Consider the following 16,719-nt stretch of genomic DNA (forward strand, 5'->3'; position numbering starts at 1 on the left):
TTTTAGCATTTAATTCACATATTACTTTACCCGAACGCTATCTGGAACAAGTAAGGTATAATCCCCTTTATTTCTAATTACATCACGTACAATAGACGATGAAATATAGGAGGTTCGAGATGCAGTTAATAAAAATACGGTTTCAATTTCCGAAAGGCTTCGGTTGGTGTGAGCAATGGCTTTTTCAAACTCAAAATCGGCAGGATTTCTTAATCCGCGTAAAATAAATTCAGCGTCCATAGCCTTACAATAATCCACCGTTAAACCTTTATAAGTAGTTACTTTTATCTTAGGTTCGTCTTTAAAAGCTTCTTCAATGAATTTCTTGCGTTCTTCTAACGAAAACATGTATTTTTTATCGGCATTAATACCAATAGCAACAATAATTTCATCAAAAAGAGGAATACCACGTGTAATAATATCGTGATGACCTAAGGTTAATGGATCGAAAGACCCTGGGAAAATTGCTCGTTTCATATTTATGTAAATTTCTAACTAATTAGAAATGTTAGTTTTAATGTTTTATTTTACTAAACCCATAATTTTTATTTAAAGGCTTCTTCAATGGCATTATCAAATAAATCACTCATGCTAATTCCAGCCGCGGTGGCTTGTTGTGGTAAAATACTAGCTTTGGTTAAGCCAGGAACGGTGTTCATTTCAAGTAAATAAGGTTCGTCGTTTTTAAAAATAAATTCGCTTCGGCTAAAGCCTTTCATTTTTAAAACTTCGTATACTTTTTTAGCGACAGCTATAACATTTTCTTCTTGTATTTTAGTTAATCTGGCTGGAGTTATTTCTTGGGATTTACCTAAATATTTTGCTTCGTAATCGAAAAAATCGTTTTCACTAACAATTTCTGTAATTGGCAATACTTTGGTTTCGCCTTTATAAGTTATAACGCCAATAGAAACCTCGGTGCCATCTAAAAACGATTCAATTATAATTTCGTCGTCTTCTTTAAAAGCGACATCAATTGCATTTTGTAAATCTTCTTGTTTATGTACTTTGGTAACTCCAAAACTACTTCCTGCTTTATTGGCTTTTACAAAGCATGGTAAGCCTACTTTTTTGATTATTTCAGCTTCATTTATTTCATCACCCAAGTTTAAATAAAACGATTCGGCTGTTTTTATACCATAAGGCTTTAAAATACTTAAAAAATCACGTTTATTAAAGGTAACTCCGGCTTGGTACATGTTACAGCTGGTGTGTGGAATGCCTAACAATTCCAAATAACCTTGCATATAACCATCTTCTCCTGGCGAACCATGAATGGCGTTAAAAACACAATCGAAAGTTATTTTTTCATTATTCACAGTAACCGAAAAATCGTGTTTGTTTATTGGGAACTCGTTTTCATTGTTATCAACATAAACCCATTTTTCTTTAAAAATATGTATGCGGTAAGGGTTGTATTTTTTAGTATCTAAAACTTCGTAAACTACGTTACCGCTGTTTAAAGAAATTTGATATTCACTAGAATATCCGCCCATAATTATGGCTATATTTTTTTTCATTTATATATTAATAGTTATGTATTGGTCTAAAATGTATAATAAAACGTATGTAATATTAGTTATAGCTAAAATAACCTATAATATGCAAAAGAAAAAACACTTGGGTTTTTATATATTTGCTAGATAGAAAAATTAATAGATGAGTTTTGTAAAATTCCTTTTCAGTAAAACCTTTTTAAAACAAATAGCATTAGCTGTACTTGTATTAGTCGTGCTTTGTTTTATATTATTAAAATGGTTAAATGTATCGACAAACCATGGTGATTTTGAAACAGTTCCAGATTTAAAAGGAAAATCAATTAGTGTAGCGCAGGTAGAGTTAGGCGATAATAATTTGGTGATGCAAATTCAAGATTCAGCGAATTATAATCCAGATTATCCTAAATTTTCTGTAATTGAGCAGGACCCTATTGCTGGAGCAAAAGTTAAAAAAGATCGCAAAATTTACATCACTTTAAACCCGTCGGGGTACCGAAAAATAAGAGTTCCAGACGGTTTAATAGATAAAACATTCCGTCAAGTAAAACCAACACTTGAAGCTTTAGGTTTTAAAATAGGAAAAATTAGTTATGTAGATAATTTAGGTAAAGATGTTGTTTTAAAATTATCTCATAAAGGAAAACCTTTAGAAGCTGGAGAAAAACTTGCAAAAACTTCGGTTATAGATTTAGTTCTTGGTAACGGAAATAGACCTTAATACATGGAACATACGGTAGATAATTTCTCTGAAGAAGATGAAAACGATTTATACGAACACCATGCTTTTGTTGTTGAAAAAGGACAAAAACCACTTCGAATAGATAAATATTTAATGAATTTTGTTGAAAACGCTACGCGCAATAAAATTCAAAATGCTGCTAAAAACGGAAGTATATACGTTAATGGTATACCCGTAAAGCAAAATTATAAAGTAAAACCTCTGGATAATATCCGTGTTTTATTTACGCACCCGCCACACGAAAACTTATTGGTAGGTGAGGATATTGATATTGAAGTTGTTTACGAAGACGATAGCCTACTTGTTGTAAATAAACCTGCGGGTATGGTTGTGCATCCAGGGCATGGAAATTATTCCGGAACTTTAATTAACGCCTTAATTTATAGGTTTGAAAATTTACCTAATAATTCAAGCGACCGTCCAGGTTTAGTACATCGTATAGATAAAGATACAAGTGGTTTACTTGTAGTTGCTAAAACCGAAGAAGCTATGGCGCATTTGTCGCTACAGTTTGCCGAAAAGACTAGCGAGCGCGAATACGTGGCTTTGGTTTGGGGAAACATTGAAGAAGATGAAGGAACTGTTGAAGGTAATATTGGAAGGCACCCGAAAAACCGATTGCAAAACACCGTTTTTTTAGGAGATGAAGCCGATAAAGGTAAGCCAGCTGTAACCCATTATAAAGTTTTAGAGCGTTTAGGCTATGTTACTTTGGTAGCATGTAAGCTAGAAACAGGAAGAACGCACCAAATACGTGTACACATGAAGCATATTGGTCATACTTTGTTTAATGATGAGCGTTACGGTGGCGAAAAAATATTAAAAGGAACTACGTTTACAAAATATAAACAGTTTGTAGACAATTGCTTTAAAGTACTACCAAGGCAAGCGTTACATGCAAAAACTCTAGGCTTTAAACACCCAAAAACAGGTGAGTTTTTACGATTTAATTCTGAAATTCCCGAAGATATTGCAAATTGTATAGAAAAGTGGAGAGGCTATGCAAAGCATCAAGATTTAAGTGATGATGATTAAGCTTTTACTATAATTACCTCAATCTGTTTATTGATGTTTTTATTGTTTTGTTTTAGAATCTTTAATTTCTTTATTTAAGTGATCTAAGTAAAGAATGCCATTTAAATGATCGATTTCATGCTGAAAAATTACAGCTACAAAACCTTCAACAGTTTCAATTTTGTGTTGCCCATTTAAAGCGTCGTATTCAATATCTATAATTTGTGAACTACTGTTTAAGGTTTCTTTTCTGTTAGGTATAGACAAGCAGCCTTCTGTAACCGTTTGTTTATCGGGAGAGTATTCTATTATTTTAGGGTTTAAATAAACTTCAAAAGGTGAATTTTCCTTATCTAATCGTTGTACCCAAATTATGTTTTTTAAAACACCAACTTGCGGTGCAGCAATGCCAACTCCTAAAGAGGTACTGTCAGTAACTGTGGCATAAAGGCGTTTAACAAAAAGTTGTAAAGCTTCATTTTTTGGTTCCGGATTAATGTAGCTACTTTTTTTTCGCAGAAGTAAAGAGTCGGTTTTATTAGTAATTTTATATACACGCATTGGCATGTTGCTTGTACCGGAGTTAATAAGTTTTAATTCTTTGTTTGAAAAGGCATTTTTAACAGAACTTTTGGCTATGGAGCAGGATGATAGTATTAAAATTAAAAATATGGAGGCATAAACAGTTTTCATAATTTTAGGGGAATTATAATTAAACAATGCTATAACTTAGAGTAGTTATGTATTTAGGTAATATGGTTAATTGCAAGTAAAATATTTACGTATTGCAGTTTACCATTCGTTTATTCTATTAGAATCTAATTTAATAAAAATAAACAATAAAATGGTAAAAGCCCAAAGCCCTGACCCACCATAACTAAACATAGGTAAAGGAATACCAATGGTTGGAATTAACCCCATAACCATGCCAATATTTACAAAAAAGTGAATAAAAATAATAGCAGCTACACTATAGCCATAAACACGACTAAATTGCGATTTTTGTATTTCGGCAAGGTGTAAAATTCTAAGAAGTAATAATACAAAAGTAACCACTACAAAAGTACTGCCCAGAAAACCCCATTCTTCACCCACGGTGCTAAAAATATAATCTGTGTGTTGTTCGGGAACAAATTTACCAGTAGTTCTTGTGCCTTCTAAAAAACCTTTTCCAGTAAATCCACCAGAACTGATAGCTTTTTCAGATTCGTTAAGGTTATAGGCGAAGGTTTTTTTCATGGCTTCAAGTTTAGCAGGATCTTTTTCTAAACGTAGCCATAAACTTATTCGGTCTTGTTGATGTGGTTGTAAAATACTCTGATAGAAAAATTTTACACCAAACGCTATTGAAATAGCGACTACAACTAAAAATACAGCTTGGTAAATTCGAATACGTTTTTTATTGAAGTAATAAACGCCAATTATAATTATAGTAGAAATAACAGATGTAATTATAAATCCAAACTTTAAAGATAAAATAGCTAAAATTAAAGCAGAAAATGCCGTTATTAAATACACTTTAGGTAGACCTTCGCGGAATAAAACATAAATAAACGCGCCATAAACAATGGTACTTCCTGTGTCGTTTTGAAGTAACACTAAAATTGCTGGAATACCAATAATGGCAAATGTACGTAACTGGTCTTTAAAGGTTTTTATATTAGTATTTAAGTCGCTTAAATGTTTGGCAATAGCCAATGCGGTGGCGCTTTTAGCAAATTCGCTTGGTTGAATGGTGAAACTGCCTATACCATACCAGGAAGTAGCGCCATTTACATTTTTACCGAAAATAAAAAGGCCAATTAAACTTAACATAGAAACGATGTAAATAATACTAGCAAACCGTTCGTAAAATTTAGCATCGATAGCTAAAACCAACACAATAAGTATAAGGTTTAAAAAAATAAAAACAAGTTGTTTTCCATAAGGTTGGCTTAAATCGAAATAATCTATATCAGTACCAACATGTGAAGCTGATAGAATATTGAGCCAACCAAAACCCACTAAAAGAAAGAAAAGAAAAATTGTAATCCAATCGAATTTAAAATGTCTGTTAGTATCTCTAACCATTAATCTTCGGTGTTATTTAATAGGTTTAGCTTTTGTTTTAGTTGCCAATAGATTTTTTCATCTACGGTTTGCAAGGTCGTGTAGCCATTAATTTTAAAAGGTTCGCCAGAATATGGTTTGGCATATTCATCTTCAAGGGTGTGTCGAAGTAGCCAGTCTTCTAGATCGGTTCTAGTTATTTCGCCTTTAATATGTTTTTCAATCATTAAGCTTGCAACTTTACCCGCAAATCGACTTCCCCAATACCCATTTTCAACAAAAACAGCAATAGCAATTTTAGGGTTGTCTTTTGGTGCAAAAGCAACAAAAATAGAATGGTCTGTAAGTTGTGTTTTAACACTATCTATTATAGCAAAGTTTTCAACGGTACCTGTTTTTCCACAGATATCAATATCTTTTACTTGTAAAGAAGCAGCAGTACCTTTTTCGTAAACAGCAAGCATACCATCAATTACAGGTTCAAAATGTTCACGGTTTATGGTTGTAAACTTTGGTTTTGTAAAATTTTCAGGTAGCGTTTCATCTTCAATGTGTTTTATAATATGTGGCGTATAAAAGTAACCTCGATTTGCAATAGCTGCTGCCATATTAGCCAACTGAATAGGTGTTGTGGCGACCTCACCTTGACCAATAGCGTTAGATATAGTATAGGTTGAATAAAAGGTATTTGGATAAATGTGTTTGTAATAATCTCGATCTGGAATACGACCTTTTTGCCCAACATATAGGTCGTTATTTAAAAAGTTGCCAAGTCCGAAACTTTTAGCGTGTTTACTCCAAGTATCAATGCCTTGAGAGGCATTACCAGTTTTATCTAATATTTTTCGGTAGGCTGTAGCAAAATAGGCGTTACAGGACCGTTGAATGCCCGTTACCATATTGTTTCTTGTACCGTAATTGCAATGGCATTTCATAAAACGATTGCCATATTTGTAACCTTTGTAGCACGTTACGTGTTCGTTTTCGTCCATGACACCTTCTTGAAGTGCTATTAAAGCGTTCATTAATTTAAATGGAGAACCAGGTTCATAAACACCTTGTAAGCTTCTATTAAACAATGGTTTTGCAATAGAATCGTTATATAACTTTGTGAAGTTTTTAGACCTATTTCTGCCCACTAAAATATTAGGATCGTAGGTAGGAGCAGCTACCATGGCCAGAATTTCACCTGTTTTAGGTTCTAAAGCAATAACACCACCGCGTTTGTTTTTCATAAGTAATTCACCGTATGCCTGCAGTTGGGCATCAATGGTAATGGTAATGTCTTTTCCTTGCTCTGGAATAGTGTCAAATTTCCCATCTTTATATGGGCCAATGTTTCTGTTAAATCTATCTTTTTGGATGAATTTAATTCCTTTTGTACCTCTCAATATTTCTTCATAAGAAGCTTCAACACCTTGTTTACCAATTAAATCTCCCATTCGGTAGTATGGGTTTTTGTTTATGGTGGCGTAATTTACTTCTCCAATATCACCTAAAACGTTTGCTCCAATAGTGGTTTGATAGTCACGAAGCGAGCGCTTTTGAATGTAAAACCCTTCAAACTTTCGCATTTTTTCTTGTAAAACAGCATAGTCTTCTTTTGACAATTGCGGAACAAATGGAGATGGTAGACGAGGTGAGTAGTTGTAAGCTTTATTGTATTTTCTATTAAAATCTTCTTTTGTAATTTTTAAAAGCTTACAAAATTCTGTAGTATCTAGTGGTTTAACCTCACGAGGAATAATCATGACATCGTAGGTTGGTTGATTAGCGACTAGAAGTTTACCGTTGCGATCGTAAACGAAGCCACGTTTTGGGTAATCGTAAACTTTTCGAATGGCGTTGTCTTCAAACAAATTATTGGCATCGGTTTTGTAAATTTGAAGATAAAAGAGTCTAGAAATAAATAAGATACCAACAGTAATTACCGAAATAAAAAGTAATAATTGTCTCATCGTGTTTTTCTACTAAATACTATGGTTATTGATATGCTAATTAAAATAGTAAATATACTAGAGAATAACGCTTTTTGAAGGATTAAAATTATTTTACTAATGTTAAAAACTTCAAAACTAAACAGAATAACATGATGTATGGCCGTTAATAAGGTGAAGTACATGAGTTTTGAGCCAAAATCGACAGCATTAAATTTAACAGTTTGATGTTCGTAAATGGTTCCAAAAGCAAATTTTAAGATTACAGGGCGTGCGTAAGCGATACAAACTGAAGCACCAGCATGAATGCCTCCTGTATCTAGAAATAAATCGATACTTAAACCTAGTAGAAAGCTTATAAAAATTAATATTATGCGATTATTTTTTACAGGAAATAAGGCTATAAATAGAATATAAGGGTAAGGGTTAATGTATCCTAAAAAGTTAATATTATTGAATATTAACACTTGCGCAAGAACCAGCGTGAAAAAATGAACAGTATAAATAGAGAATAAGTTATTCATTTTCCAGATTAGTAATTTCTTGTTTATTTACGTTTTCTATAATGTAAACATGCTCTAAATTAGTCATGTCATTAAATAGGTTTACTTCAATTTCATAATAATTTTCGGCAGCATCAAGTTGAAATGCTTTTATAACCCCAATGCCGATATTTTTCGGGAAAATGGATGATCGCCCGGAAGTAATAATGGTATCACCAATTTTTACTTTAGCCACTTTAGGAATATCGGTAAGTTGTACATTTTCCGGTGTATTTCCATTCCAAGATAATGTGCCAAAGTGGTTCGATTTTTTTAACTGCGCACTAATTTTACTCGTGGTGTTTAAAATGGATAAAACCGTAGCATAATTATTACTTGTTTTATCGATAATACCAATAATTCCTTTTGATGAAATAACACCAAAATCTTGTTTTATACTATCGTTTTTACCTTTGTTAATGGTTAATATATTGTCTGCTAACGAGTAACTGTTTTTAATAACGTTTGCATTATAAAACTTGTATAATTTGTTAAACGCTGTTGAATCGATATAAGCAGAATCTGGAGAAATGCTGGCATTATTTAAAAGCGCTCGCAAGCGGCGGTTTTCTTCGGCAAGTATATAGTTTTGCGATTTTAAACTAAAGTAACTACTTATATTGTTTAACGAATTATAAACGCCACCGGTTAAAAAATTAGCCGAATTAATAAACTTACTTTTATGGTAAGAGTGCGATTGAATAGTAAAAACTAGCGATAAACAGAACAACAAAAAGAACAGCAAAAAGTTTTTGTTCCTAATTATGAAATTAATTATTTGTTGCATGAAATTACCAGCGTATTTTTCAGTTTTATTTAATCAATACACTTTTATATTTAGCTAAGTTTTTAAGCGTGATGCCCGTACCGCGAACAACAGCTCTTAAAGGGTCTTCTGCAATATAAACGGGTAAATCTGTTTTTTGTGATAAACGTTTATCTAAACCACGAAGCATAGAACCTCCACCTGCTAAATAAATACCTGTATTATAAATATCGGCAGCTAATTCAGGAGGTGTTTGCCCTAAAGTTTCCATAACAGCATCTTCAATACGAAGAATAGATTTATCGAGTGCTTTGGCAATTTCTCTGTATGAAATAGAAACCTGTTTTGGTTTTCCTGTTAATAAATCACGTCCTTGAACGCTCATGTCTTCTGGTGGAACTTCTAAGTCTTCGGTAGCTGCACCAATTTGAATTTTTATTTTTTCGGCTGTGCGTTCACCTACATAAAGGTTATGTTGTGTTCGCATGTAATACACAATATCGTTTGTAAAAACATCACCAGCAATTTTAACCGATTTGTCGCAAACAATACCTCCAAGGGCAAGAACTGCAATTTCTGTGGTACCGCCACCTATATCTACAACCATGTTTCCTTTTGGTTGCATAATATCTACGCCAATACCAATAGCAGCAGCCATAGGTTCATGAATTAGGTAAACTTCTTTACCGTTTACACGTTCGGCACTTTCTTTTACTGCACGCATTTCAACCTCGGTAATTCCAGAAGGAATACAAATTACCATTCGTAATGCAGGTGTAAAAAATTTCTTTTTTAATGCCGGTATGTTTTTAATAAACATACTTATCATTTGTTCCGAAGCATCAAAATCTGCGATTACACCATCTTTTAATGGGCGAATGGTTTTTATGTTTTCATGGGTTTTTCCTTGCATTAAACTAGCTTCGTGACCAACAGCAATTATTTTGTTGTTTACTCTGTCGCGAGCTACAATGGAAGGTGAGTCTACTACAACTTTGTCATTATGAATAATTAGTGTGTTAGCCGTACCTAAATCTATTGCAATTTCTTCAGTTAGGAAGTCAAAAAATCCCATGCGTATTAAAAAAGTATTAAGGGTTTAAAAAACGAATTTCGTAAAAGTAATAAAAGTTAATAAATTAATTTGTTATAAATCTATTCAAAATTTATTAAACTCTTATACGCTTTTTGTCGATTTTTAGATGACTAAAGTTGAAAATTTAGTGCTTAAAATGGCGTGTTCCCGTCATTACCATAGCTAAGTCGTTATCGTTACAATAATCGATGCTTAATTGGTCTTTAATAGAACCACCTGGTTGAATAACGGAAGAAATTCCTGCATTTTTAGCAATTTCTACACAATCTGGAAACGGGAAAAAGGCATCGCTTGCCATGGCAGCACCGTTTAAATCGAATTTAAAAGTGCCTGCTTTATGTATGGCTTGCTCTAAAGCATCAACACGACTGGTTTGTCCAGTTCCGCTTGCACAAAGTTGTTTGTTTTTTGCTAAAACGATTGTATTCGATTTGGTGTGTTTACATATTTTTGAAGCGAATAATAAATCTTCAATCTGCGCATCTGTTGGCGCTAGGTTGGTTACGGTTTTTAAATCTTCAGCTTTATCGGTAATTTCATTTCTGTCTTGTACCAAAATACCATTTAAACAACTTCTTACGTTGGTTTTTGGCATGTCAACGTCGTGAATTTCTAATAAAATTCTGTTCTTTTTACCTTTTAATATTTCTAACGCTTCCGCGGAAAAAGACGGTGCGATAACCACTTCGCAAAATAGTTTGTGAATTTCTTCAGCTGTAGCTACATCAATTTCAGAATTACTAATTAATACACCTCCAAAAGCAGAAACTGGATCGCCAGCTAAAGCATCTACATAAGCTTGGTGTAGGGTGTCGCGTTGAGCTAAACCACAAGCATTGTTGTGTTTTAAAATAGCAAAAGTTGGAGCTTCATTTTTAAATTCAAGCATTAAATTCACTGCTGCATCAACGTCTAATAAATTGTTGTAGCTTAATTCTTTACCGTGAAGTTTAGTGAATAATTCATCAAAATTCCCAAAGAAAAATCCTTTCTGGTGTGGGTTTTCTCCGTAGCGTAATGTTTTGCCATTAGTTTCGCTAATTTTTAAAACGGTTTCTTCGTTATTCTGATTAAAATAATTAAAGATTGCCGAGTCGTAATGCGACGATACATTAAAAGCTTTTGCTGCAAAACGTTTTCTGTCTTCTTCGCTAACAGAACCGTTGTTTGCAGAAATTAATTCTAAAAATTCGGCATAATCATCAACCGAAGATACACAAATTACATCGGCATAATTTTTTGCTGCAGCGCGAATTAAAGAAATACCGCCTATATCTATTTTTTCAATAATATCTTGGTTACTTGCTCCAGAAGCAACTGTTTTTTCAAACGGATATAAATCTACAATAACCACATCAATTTGCGGAATTTCGTATTCTGCTAATTCGGCAACATCACCATCGTGGTTTTGTCGGTTTAAAATACCTCCAAAAACTTTTGGATGTAATGTTTTAACGCGTCCGCCAAGAATTGAAGGATACGAAGTAACATCTTCAACAGGAACAACGTTAATACCTAAATCGTTAATAAATTTTTCTGTACCACCTGTTGAGTAAATGGTTACACCTTGTTTGTCTAGTTCTTTAACAATTGGCTCTAATCCGTCTTTACTAAATACCGAAATTAGGGCTGATTTGATAGTTTTTTCGTTGCTCATTAGTGTTGTGTTGTTTAATGAAATTGCGTGTTATTTTGTTGTTTTTTGTAATAAAACGCAAAAGTACTCAAAATCATCAAATAAAAAACCAACGATTTACTTAAAATGAAGCGATTTCTTAACTAAAAATAGAAGTTATTAACAGAACAATTTAAAGGTTTATTTAAAATAAGTGGCTTCTTAGCTTTTTCGCCTAAAGTATTTCAGATACTTTCTCGCAAACAAACTCCAGAAAACGTTCGTCTGCTTCGGTGAAAGGGTCTGGTGTGTTCGAGTCTATATCTATTTGTCCAATATTTTCACCATTAACAAAAATAGGAATCACTATTTCGGCTTTTACGGTTATGCTGCAGGCAATATAATTATCTTGAGCAGTAACATCTGGCACCACAAAATTTTCGTTGCTAACAGCAACTTGCCCGCAAATACCTTTACCAAAAGGAATTATAGTATGGTCGGTAGGTGCGCCAACATAAGGACCTAGTTTAAGTTCGTTTTTATCTCCGTTTTTAAAGTAAAAACCCACCCAATTGTAATAACTAACGTTTTCTTCTAGTAATTCGCAAATTTTTAGTAAACGTTCGTCTGTTGTTAAATTGGTGGCTGTTGTAATAGTTTCTATTTGTGGTTTTAATGTTTCGAATAACATAACTAAAATTAATCTTGATTATCGAGCAAAAGTATTTAAAAAGCTGTAATTTCGGTTTTGGTTTAAGAAATATTTAATTGAAAACACTGTTTTTAAAATACAAAAGCGTCGTTAAATTTATAGTCACTTTTTTGGTGGTTTATGCGGTTTTGTCTTTTGCTTATAAGTTTTACTTACAGTTTAGCGATGGTTCTAAATTTTATCCAGATTATATTACCAATTTGGTATCAAAACAAACGCAAACCATATTAAACGATTTAGGCTATGCTACCATTATGCAACCGCATCCGCAAGAGCCTTCTATGAAACTTATTTTCAAAGGAAAGTATTTGGCAAGAATTGTAGAAGGTTGTAACTCTGTAAGCGTTATTATTTTATTTATGTCGTTTATAACAGCTTTTTCAGGGAGTTTTAAAAACACGTTTTTATATACGCTATTCGGGAGTGTTTTAATTTATATTGCAAACTTACTACGTATTGTTGTTTTAAGCATTGGATTGTATAAATATCCGGAACACGAGCATGTATTGCACACCGTTATTTTTCCTGCAATAATTTACGGTATGCTGTTTTTACTTTGGGTGTTTTGGGTAAATCGGTTTTCGAAATTTGAATCAAAAAAATGAATAAACTACTAGGTTACATAATTATTTCTGTACTATTTTTACTGTTGATTCTTGTCAGGTTTTTTGAGGATAATTTGTTCTACGATCCATATTTAACCTTTTTTCAAAACGATTATTTGTACATTGACAGTCCGCGGCGCGAAGTTGCTAAATTAGTACTAAATACTACGCTAAGATTTTTACTCAATACCACAATTTCTTTGGCTATAATCTATATGTTTTTTAAAGAAAAAAGTATTATTAAATTTTCAGGTGTAATTTATGGAGTAGCGTTTATAATTTTAATGATTTTCTATCTATATTTTGTGATAAACCCAAGACAAGAAGACTATTATTTGTTTTTCAATATTCGTAGGTTTTTAATACAGCCCATACTTTTATTATTGTTATTACCAGCGTTTTATTATCAGAAAAAGCAAAATTTAAATGTTAAGTAATTAATAAAGACCTTTTTAATTTCAGGCTTTTGTTTAATTTTGTATCAATGATTAAAAAAGTATTTCATAAAATTTTTTCTAGCACCTTGGCGTTGCTCGTGTCACTATCTACGGTTTCATTTACTGTTGAAAAGCACTATTGTGGCGATGTTCTGGTAGATGTTTCGATGTTTACCAGTGTTGAAAAATGTGCTATGGAAAACATGGAAGTGCTTTTAAAAATGAATTGTTGTAAAGACGAAGTTAACGTTGTTAAAGGTCAAGACGAGTTAAAATTATCATCGATTGAAGATGTTAAGTTATCGCCAATTCAATTTGCAACACTTTACGTTTATACCTATTTAAACTTATTTAAGGAAGTAGAAAAGCAACCTATTCCCTTTAATAATTATTCTCCGCCCAACTTGGTAGCCAATGTACAAGCGCTTCACCAAGTTTTCATCATTTGATTTTTAAAAATTATAGATTGATATCTGGAATATTTAACGGATATCTCTTGTTTTTCGCTTTCGCGGAAGATATTCCGAATTTATAAATCAAATAAAAAATCATGACACATACATATACAGTTACAGGCATGACTTGTAATGGCTGTAAAGCATCTGTTGAAAAAGCATTACTTAGTTTAGCCGAAGTAGAAAAGGCTGAAGCTAACACTGAAAAAGCTGAAGTTGTTATAACAATGAAATCGCATGTTTCAATAGAAAAATTACAACAAGCATTACCCGAAAAATATAAAATATCGCAACCTAATGTTTTTAATACATCAAGCACAAAAACTGAAGAAAAAAGCGATTGGAAGCAACTTTTTCCGTTGTTTTTAATTTTTGGATATTTAATCATAGCAGCCACTTTACTAAATTCTAAACCGTGGAGTTTAAGTGGTTTTATGCTCGATTTTATGGGCTTGTTTTACATTGTTTTTAGCTTTTTTAAGCTGTTAGACTTAAAAGGTTTTCCAGAATCGTTTAAAATGTACGACCCGCTAGCCAAAGTTGTTCCGGTTTATGGTTGGGTGTATCCGTTTATAGAAGTGGCACTTGGGTTAATGTTTTTAATGCGTTTTAAAATTACCGTAGCTTTAATTTTAACTTTAATTATTCTGGGTATTACCACTATTGGTGTAACTAAAACATTACTCGATAAAAAAGCCATACAATGCGCGTGTTTGGGTACAGCTTTAAAATTACCCATGACTAAGGCGACTTTTATAGAGAATAGTATCATGATTATTATGGCAATTGCCATGTTATTTCAATTAACACAGTAAAATACTAGTTACCTTTGCGTTAGGGATTGTAGCGGCATCCTTTTTTTGTCACTTCGAGTGTTTTACGAAGTATGAGTAAAATGTATCGAGAAGAGGCATAAAAAAGATATAGCGCAAAGCCCGACCCCGAAGTTTCGAGGGTAACGCCCAAAAACAAATACATGAAACATTTAATATATTTATTGTTGCTTTGGCCTATGTTAAATGGAGCTCAGGATAAAATTTCTGGTACCATTTTCGAAGCGAACAACAATAACCAAAATTTACCTTTAGCTGGTGCCAATGTGTACTGGTTAAATACAGAAATTGGTGCAGTTACTAACTTAGATGGTGAATTTAATTTACCTTACAGCACCAATTATAAAAAATTAGTAGTTAGTTATGTTGGGTTTAAAACCGATACGTTAACTATTAACGAACTGAAACCTATTAAACATTGGTTGCAACCAAGCGATAATTTAGATGAAGTTACCGTGACCTCGCGTAAGCAAGCTACAGCAAAATCGTTTTTAAGTGCAACTAATGTAATGACGGTGAGTAGCGACGAGCTGTTAAAAGCGGCGTGCTGTAATTTATCTGAAAGTTTTGAAACCAACCCGTCTATTGATGTGAATTTCGCCGATGCAGTTTCGGGTACCCGACAAATAAAAATGTTAGGGCTTACGAGTCCGTATATTTTAATTGCTACCGAAAATATTCCAACAGTTCGAGGGGCTTCGCAAGCTTTTGGGCTTAGTTTTATTCCTGGAACTTGGGTAGAGAGTATTCAAATTACCAAAGGAGCTGGTAGCGTGGTTAATGGTTTCGAGAGTATTGCTGGCCAAATAAATGCAGAATTGGTTAAGCCAACTACTGATAATAAATTTTTTGTAAACTTTTACGGTGCTTCCAGCGAGCGTATGGAGCTTAATACACATTTTAACACCAATGTGAGCGAAAAATGGAGCACGGGTTTGTATTTACACGGTAATACGCATAATCAAAAACATGATGTTAATAACGATGGGTTTTTAGACATGCCCTTGTACAACCAAATTAATGTTATGAACCGCTGGCAATATACTAATCCCCAAAAAGGATTGGTGAGTTTTATTAATTTAAAGTTTTTAAATGATGAAAAACAAGCCGGACAAGTTGATTTTAATCCAGATACCGATAAGCTTACTACCAATTATTGGGGTAGTGAAATTGATACCAAGCGTTACGAAATTTCAGCTAAATTAGGTTATGTGAATCCGCAGGTACCTTGGCAAAGTCTTGGTGTGCAAACGGCTTTTAGTGGGCACAAACAAGAATCGTATTACGGTTTAAATGTTTATGAAATAAACCATAACAGCTTGTATGCTAATGTTATTTATAATTCTATAATTTCGGATTCTAGACATAAAATTAAAACAGGACTTAGTTACACTTACGACCATTATGATGAGGTTTTAGATGTAGATAATTTAAACCCTAATTACGAACGTACAGAAAATTCGGTTGGTGCTTTTTTTGAATATAATTTCGATAATTTAGAAAAACTGAATTTAACCGCAGGTTTACGTGTAGATCATCATAATTTATTAGGTACTTTTATTACACCACGGTTTCATGCACGATATACGCCTTGGGGTAAATCGGCATTTAGAGCATCGTTTAGTCGTGGTAAGCGCAGTGCTAATATTTTTGCCGAAAACCAAAGTGTTTTTGCAACATCTAGAAATATAAATGTGTTAAATAATTCGGGTGAAATTTATGGTTTAGATCCTGAAATTGCTTGGAATTACGGGGTGTCTTATCTGCAAGGTTTTAATCTTTTTGGAAGAAAAGCCGATGTAACTTTAGATTTTTATAGAACCGATTTTAAAAACCAAGTGGTTGTAGATTATGAAAATCCGCAAGAAATTAATTTCTATAATTTAGATGGTGAAAGTTATGCTAATAGTTTTCAAGTAGAAATGAATTATAATGTGTTTAAAGGTTTTGACTTACGAACAGCATATAAATTTTATGACGTTAAAACTGATTATAGCTCAGGTAAATTAGAAAAACCATTAACTCCTAAGCACAGAGTTTTTGCGAATGTATCCTATGAAACACATTTAAAAGATGATGGTAAACAATGGAAATTTGATGCCACTTATAATTGGTTAGGCACACAGCGTTTTTCATCAACAGGAATTAACCCGCCAGCCTTTCAGTTAGGCGATAGTACACCAACGGTAGCAACATTAAATGCACAAATAACAAGAGTGTTTTCTCCAAAGTTTGAAGTATATTTAGGAGGCGAAAATATAACTAATGTTAGGCAGGATAATCCGGTTTTAAGTGCAGACGATCCTTTTGGTTCGTATTTTGATACGACCTTTGTATATGGTCCAATTTTTGGTAGTATGTATTATGCAGGATTGAGGTTTAAAGTATTGTAAAAAATAGATTTTAAAATAAATTAATAA

17 protein-coding genes are annotated in these 16,719 nt (G+C 33.0%); 7 read left to right on the forward strand and 10 right to left on the reverse strand.

Features of this window, described 5'->3' with window-relative positions; all coding sequences use genetic code 11:
• Nucleotides 1-21 precede the first annotated feature (21 nt).
• Together coaD and LG651_RS05930 are read right to left on the reverse strand one after the other, a co-directional pair.
• Nucleotides 22-477 (reverse strand): pantetheine-phosphate adenylyltransferase, encoded by a 456-nt coding sequence (coaD, locus tag LG651_RS05925; RefSeq protein WP_226695213.1) that lies wholly within the window; start codon nt 475-477, stop codon nt 22-24.
• Nucleotides 478-545: 68 nt separating this feature from the next.
• Complete coding sequence (locus LG651_RS05930) at nt 546-1,520, reverse strand: D-alanine--D-alanine ligase (RefSeq protein WP_226695214.1); 975 nt, start codon at nt 1,518-1,520, stop codon at nt 546-548.
• Nucleotides 1,521-1,659: 139 nt separating this feature from the next.
• Between LG651_RS05930 and LG651_RS05935 the strand changes: the two genes are divergently transcribed.
• Together LG651_RS05935 and LG651_RS05940 are read left to right on the forward strand one after the other, a co-directional pair.
• Nucleotides 1,660-2,217 carry a PASTA domain-containing protein gene (locus LG651_RS05935; protein WP_226695215.1) on the forward strand — a complete coding sequence of 186 codons (558 nt, stop codon included), beginning with the start codon at nt 1,660-1,662 and terminating at the stop codon, nt 2,215-2,217.
• Nucleotides 2,218-2,220: 3 nt separating this feature from the next.
• On the forward strand, nt 2,221-3,273 hold the full coding sequence (locus LG651_RS05940) for an RluA family pseudouridine synthase (RefSeq protein WP_226695216.1): 1,053 nt from the start codon (nt 2,221-2,223) through the stop codon (nt 3,271-3,273).
• A gap of 39 nt (nt 3,274-3,312) precedes the next feature.
• Here the strand turns inward: LG651_RS05940 and def are convergent, their stop codons facing one another.
• From def to LG651_RS05980, 8 genes are all read right to left on the reverse strand, one after another.
• Complete coding sequence (def, locus tag LG651_RS05945) at nt 3,313-3,945, reverse strand: peptide deformylase (RefSeq protein WP_226695217.1); 633 nt, start codon at nt 3,943-3,945, stop codon at nt 3,313-3,315.
• A gap of 99 nt (nt 3,946-4,044) precedes the next feature.
• Nucleotides 4,045-5,322: a rod shape-determining protein RodA gene (gene rodA, locus LG651_RS05950; RefSeq protein WP_226695218.1), complete on the reverse strand. Its 1,278-nt coding sequence runs from the start codon at nt 5,320-5,322 to the stop codon at nt 4,045-4,047.
• Entirely contained in the window at nt 5,322-7,259 is a 1,938-nt protein-coding gene (gene mrdA, locus LG651_RS05955) for a penicillin-binding protein 2 (RefSeq protein WP_226695219.1), read from the reverse strand. Before mrdA ends, rodA begins: the two co-directional genes overlap by 1 nt.
• Entirely contained in the window at nt 7,256-7,762 is a 507-nt protein-coding gene (locus LG651_RS05960) for a rod shape-determining protein MreD (protein WP_226695220.1), read from the reverse strand. The genes mrdA and LG651_RS05960 overlap by 4 nt, the downstream gene beginning before the upstream one ends.
• On the reverse strand, nt 7,755-8,567 hold the full coding sequence (gene mreC / locus LG651_RS05965) for a rod shape-determining protein MreC (protein WP_226695221.1): 813 nt from the start codon (nt 8,565-8,567) through the stop codon (nt 7,755-7,757). The genes LG651_RS05960 and mreC overlap by 8 nt, the downstream gene beginning before the upstream one ends.
• 25 nt (nt 8,568-8,592) lie before the next feature.
• Nucleotides 8,593-9,621, reverse strand: a complete 1,029-nt coding sequence (locus LG651_RS05970) for a rod shape-determining protein (protein WP_226695222.1) — start codon at nt 9,619-9,621, stop codon at nt 8,593-8,595.
• A gap of 145 nt (nt 9,622-9,766) precedes the next feature.
• Nucleotides 9,767-11,299 carry a bifunctional phosphoribosylaminoimidazolecarboxamide formyltransferase/IMP cyclohydrolase gene (purH, locus tag LG651_RS05975; RefSeq protein WP_226695223.1) on the reverse strand — a complete coding sequence of 511 codons (1,533 nt, stop codon included), beginning with the start codon at nt 11,297-11,299 and terminating at the stop codon, nt 9,767-9,769.
• Nucleotides 11,300-11,492: 193 nt separating this feature from the next.
• Nucleotides 11,493-11,948: a GAF domain-containing protein gene (locus LG651_RS05980; protein ID WP_226695224.1), complete on the reverse strand. Its 456-nt coding sequence runs from the start codon at nt 11,946-11,948 to the stop codon at nt 11,493-11,495.
• 77 nt (nt 11,949-12,025) lie between these two features.
• Here LG651_RS05980 and xrtF point away from each other — a divergent pair, with 77 nt between their 5' ends.
• The 5 genes from xrtF to LG651_RS06005 all read left to right on the forward strand — a co-directional run bounded on the left by xrtF (nt 12,026) and on the right by LG651_RS06005 (nt 16,692).
• The gene (xrtF, locus tag LG651_RS05985; protein WP_226695225.1) at nt 12,026-12,574 is read left to right on the forward strand and encodes an exosortase family protein XrtF; all 549 of its coding nucleotides are present in this window, start codon (nt 12,026-12,028) and stop codon (nt 12,572-12,574) included.
• Nucleotides 12,571-13,011, forward strand: coding sequence for an exosortase F system-associated membrane protein (locus tag LG651_RS05990; protein ID WP_226695226.1), 441 nt, complete (start codon nt 12,571-12,573; stop codon nt 13,009-13,011). Before xrtF ends, LG651_RS05990 begins: the two co-directional genes overlap by 4 nt.
• A gap of 47 nt (nt 13,012-13,058) precedes the next feature.
• Nucleotides 13,059-13,460 carry an HYC_CC_PP family protein gene (locus tag LG651_RS05995; protein ID WP_226695227.1) on the forward strand — a complete coding sequence of 134 codons (402 nt, stop codon included), beginning with the start codon at nt 13,059-13,061 and terminating at the stop codon, nt 13,458-13,460.
• Nucleotides 13,461-13,561: 101 nt separating this feature from the next.
• Entirely contained in the window at nt 13,562-14,281 is a 720-nt protein-coding gene (locus tag LG651_RS06000; RefSeq protein WP_226695228.1) for a heavy-metal-associated domain-containing protein, read from the forward strand.
• Nucleotides 14,282-14,442: 161 nt separating this feature from the next.
• Nucleotides 14,443-16,692, forward strand: a complete 2,250-nt coding sequence (locus LG651_RS06005; RefSeq protein WP_226695229.1) for a TonB-dependent receptor — start codon at nt 14,443-14,445, stop codon at nt 16,690-16,692.
• Nucleotides 16,693-16,719: the final 27 nt, after the last annotated feature.

The sequence above is a fragment of the Neotamlana sargassicola genome (assembly GCF_020523965.1).
Classification (GTDB): Bacteria; Bacteroidota; Bacteroidia; order Flavobacteriales; family Flavobacteriaceae; genus Neotamlana; species Neotamlana sargassicola.

Bases quoted from the DNA above. Each gene is read 5' to 3' on its own strand.
- coaD (WP_226695213.1), bottom strand. From the start codon at position 477: ATGAAACGAGCAATTTTCCCAGGGTCTTTCGATCCATTAACCTTAGGT.
- LG651_RS05930 (WP_226695214.1), bottom strand. From the start codon at position 1,520: ATGAAAAAAAATATAGCCATAATTATGGGCGGATATTCTAGTGAATAT.
- LG651_RS05935 (WP_226695215.1), top strand. From the start codon at position 1,660: ATGAGTTTTGTAAAATTCCTTTTCAGTAAAACCTTTTTAAAACAAATA.
- LG651_RS05940 (WP_226695216.1), top strand. From the start codon at position 2,221: ATGGAACATACGGTAGATAATTTCTCTGAAGAAGATGAAAACGATTTA.
- def (WP_226695217.1), bottom strand. From the start codon at position 3,945: ATGAAAACTGTTTATGCCTCCATATTTTTAATTTTAATACTATCATCC.
- rodA (WP_226695218.1), bottom strand. From the start codon at position 5,322: ATGGTTAGAGATACTAACAGACATTTTAAATTCGATTGGATTACAATT.
- mrdA (WP_226695219.1), bottom strand. From the start codon at position 7,259: ATGAGACAATTATTACTTTTTATTTCGGTAATTACTGTTGGTATCTTA.
- LG651_RS05960 (WP_226695220.1), bottom strand. From the start codon at position 7,762: ATGAATAACTTATTCTCTATTTATACTGTTCATTTTTTCACGCTGGTT.
- mreC (WP_226695221.1), bottom strand. From the start codon at position 8,567: ATGCAACAAATAATTAATTTCATAATTAGGAACAAAAACTTTTTGCTG.
- LG651_RS05970 (WP_226695222.1), bottom strand. From the start codon at position 9,621: ATGGGATTTTTTGACTTCCTAACTGAAGAAATTGCAATAGATTTAGGT.
- purH (WP_226695223.1), bottom strand. From the start codon at position 11,299: ATGAGCAACGAAAAAACTATCAAATCAGCCCTAATTTCGGTATTTAGT.
- LG651_RS05980 (WP_226695224.1), bottom strand. From the start codon at position 11,948: ATGTTATTCGAAACATTAAAACCACAAATAGAAACTATTACAACAGCC.
- LG651_RS05990 (WP_226695226.1), top strand. From the start codon at position 12,571: ATGAATAAACTACTAGGTTACATAATTATTTCTGTACTATTTTTACTG.
- LG651_RS05995 (WP_226695227.1), top strand. From the start codon at position 13,059: ATGATTAAAAAAGTATTTCATAAAATTTTTTCTAGCACCTTGGCGTTG.
- LG651_RS06000 (WP_226695228.1), top strand. From the start codon at position 13,562: ATGACACATACATATACAGTTACAGGCATGACTTGTAATGGCTGTAAA.
- LG651_RS06005 (WP_226695229.1), top strand. From the start codon at position 14,443: ATGAAACATTTAATATATTTATTGTTGCTTTGGCCTATGTTAAATGGA.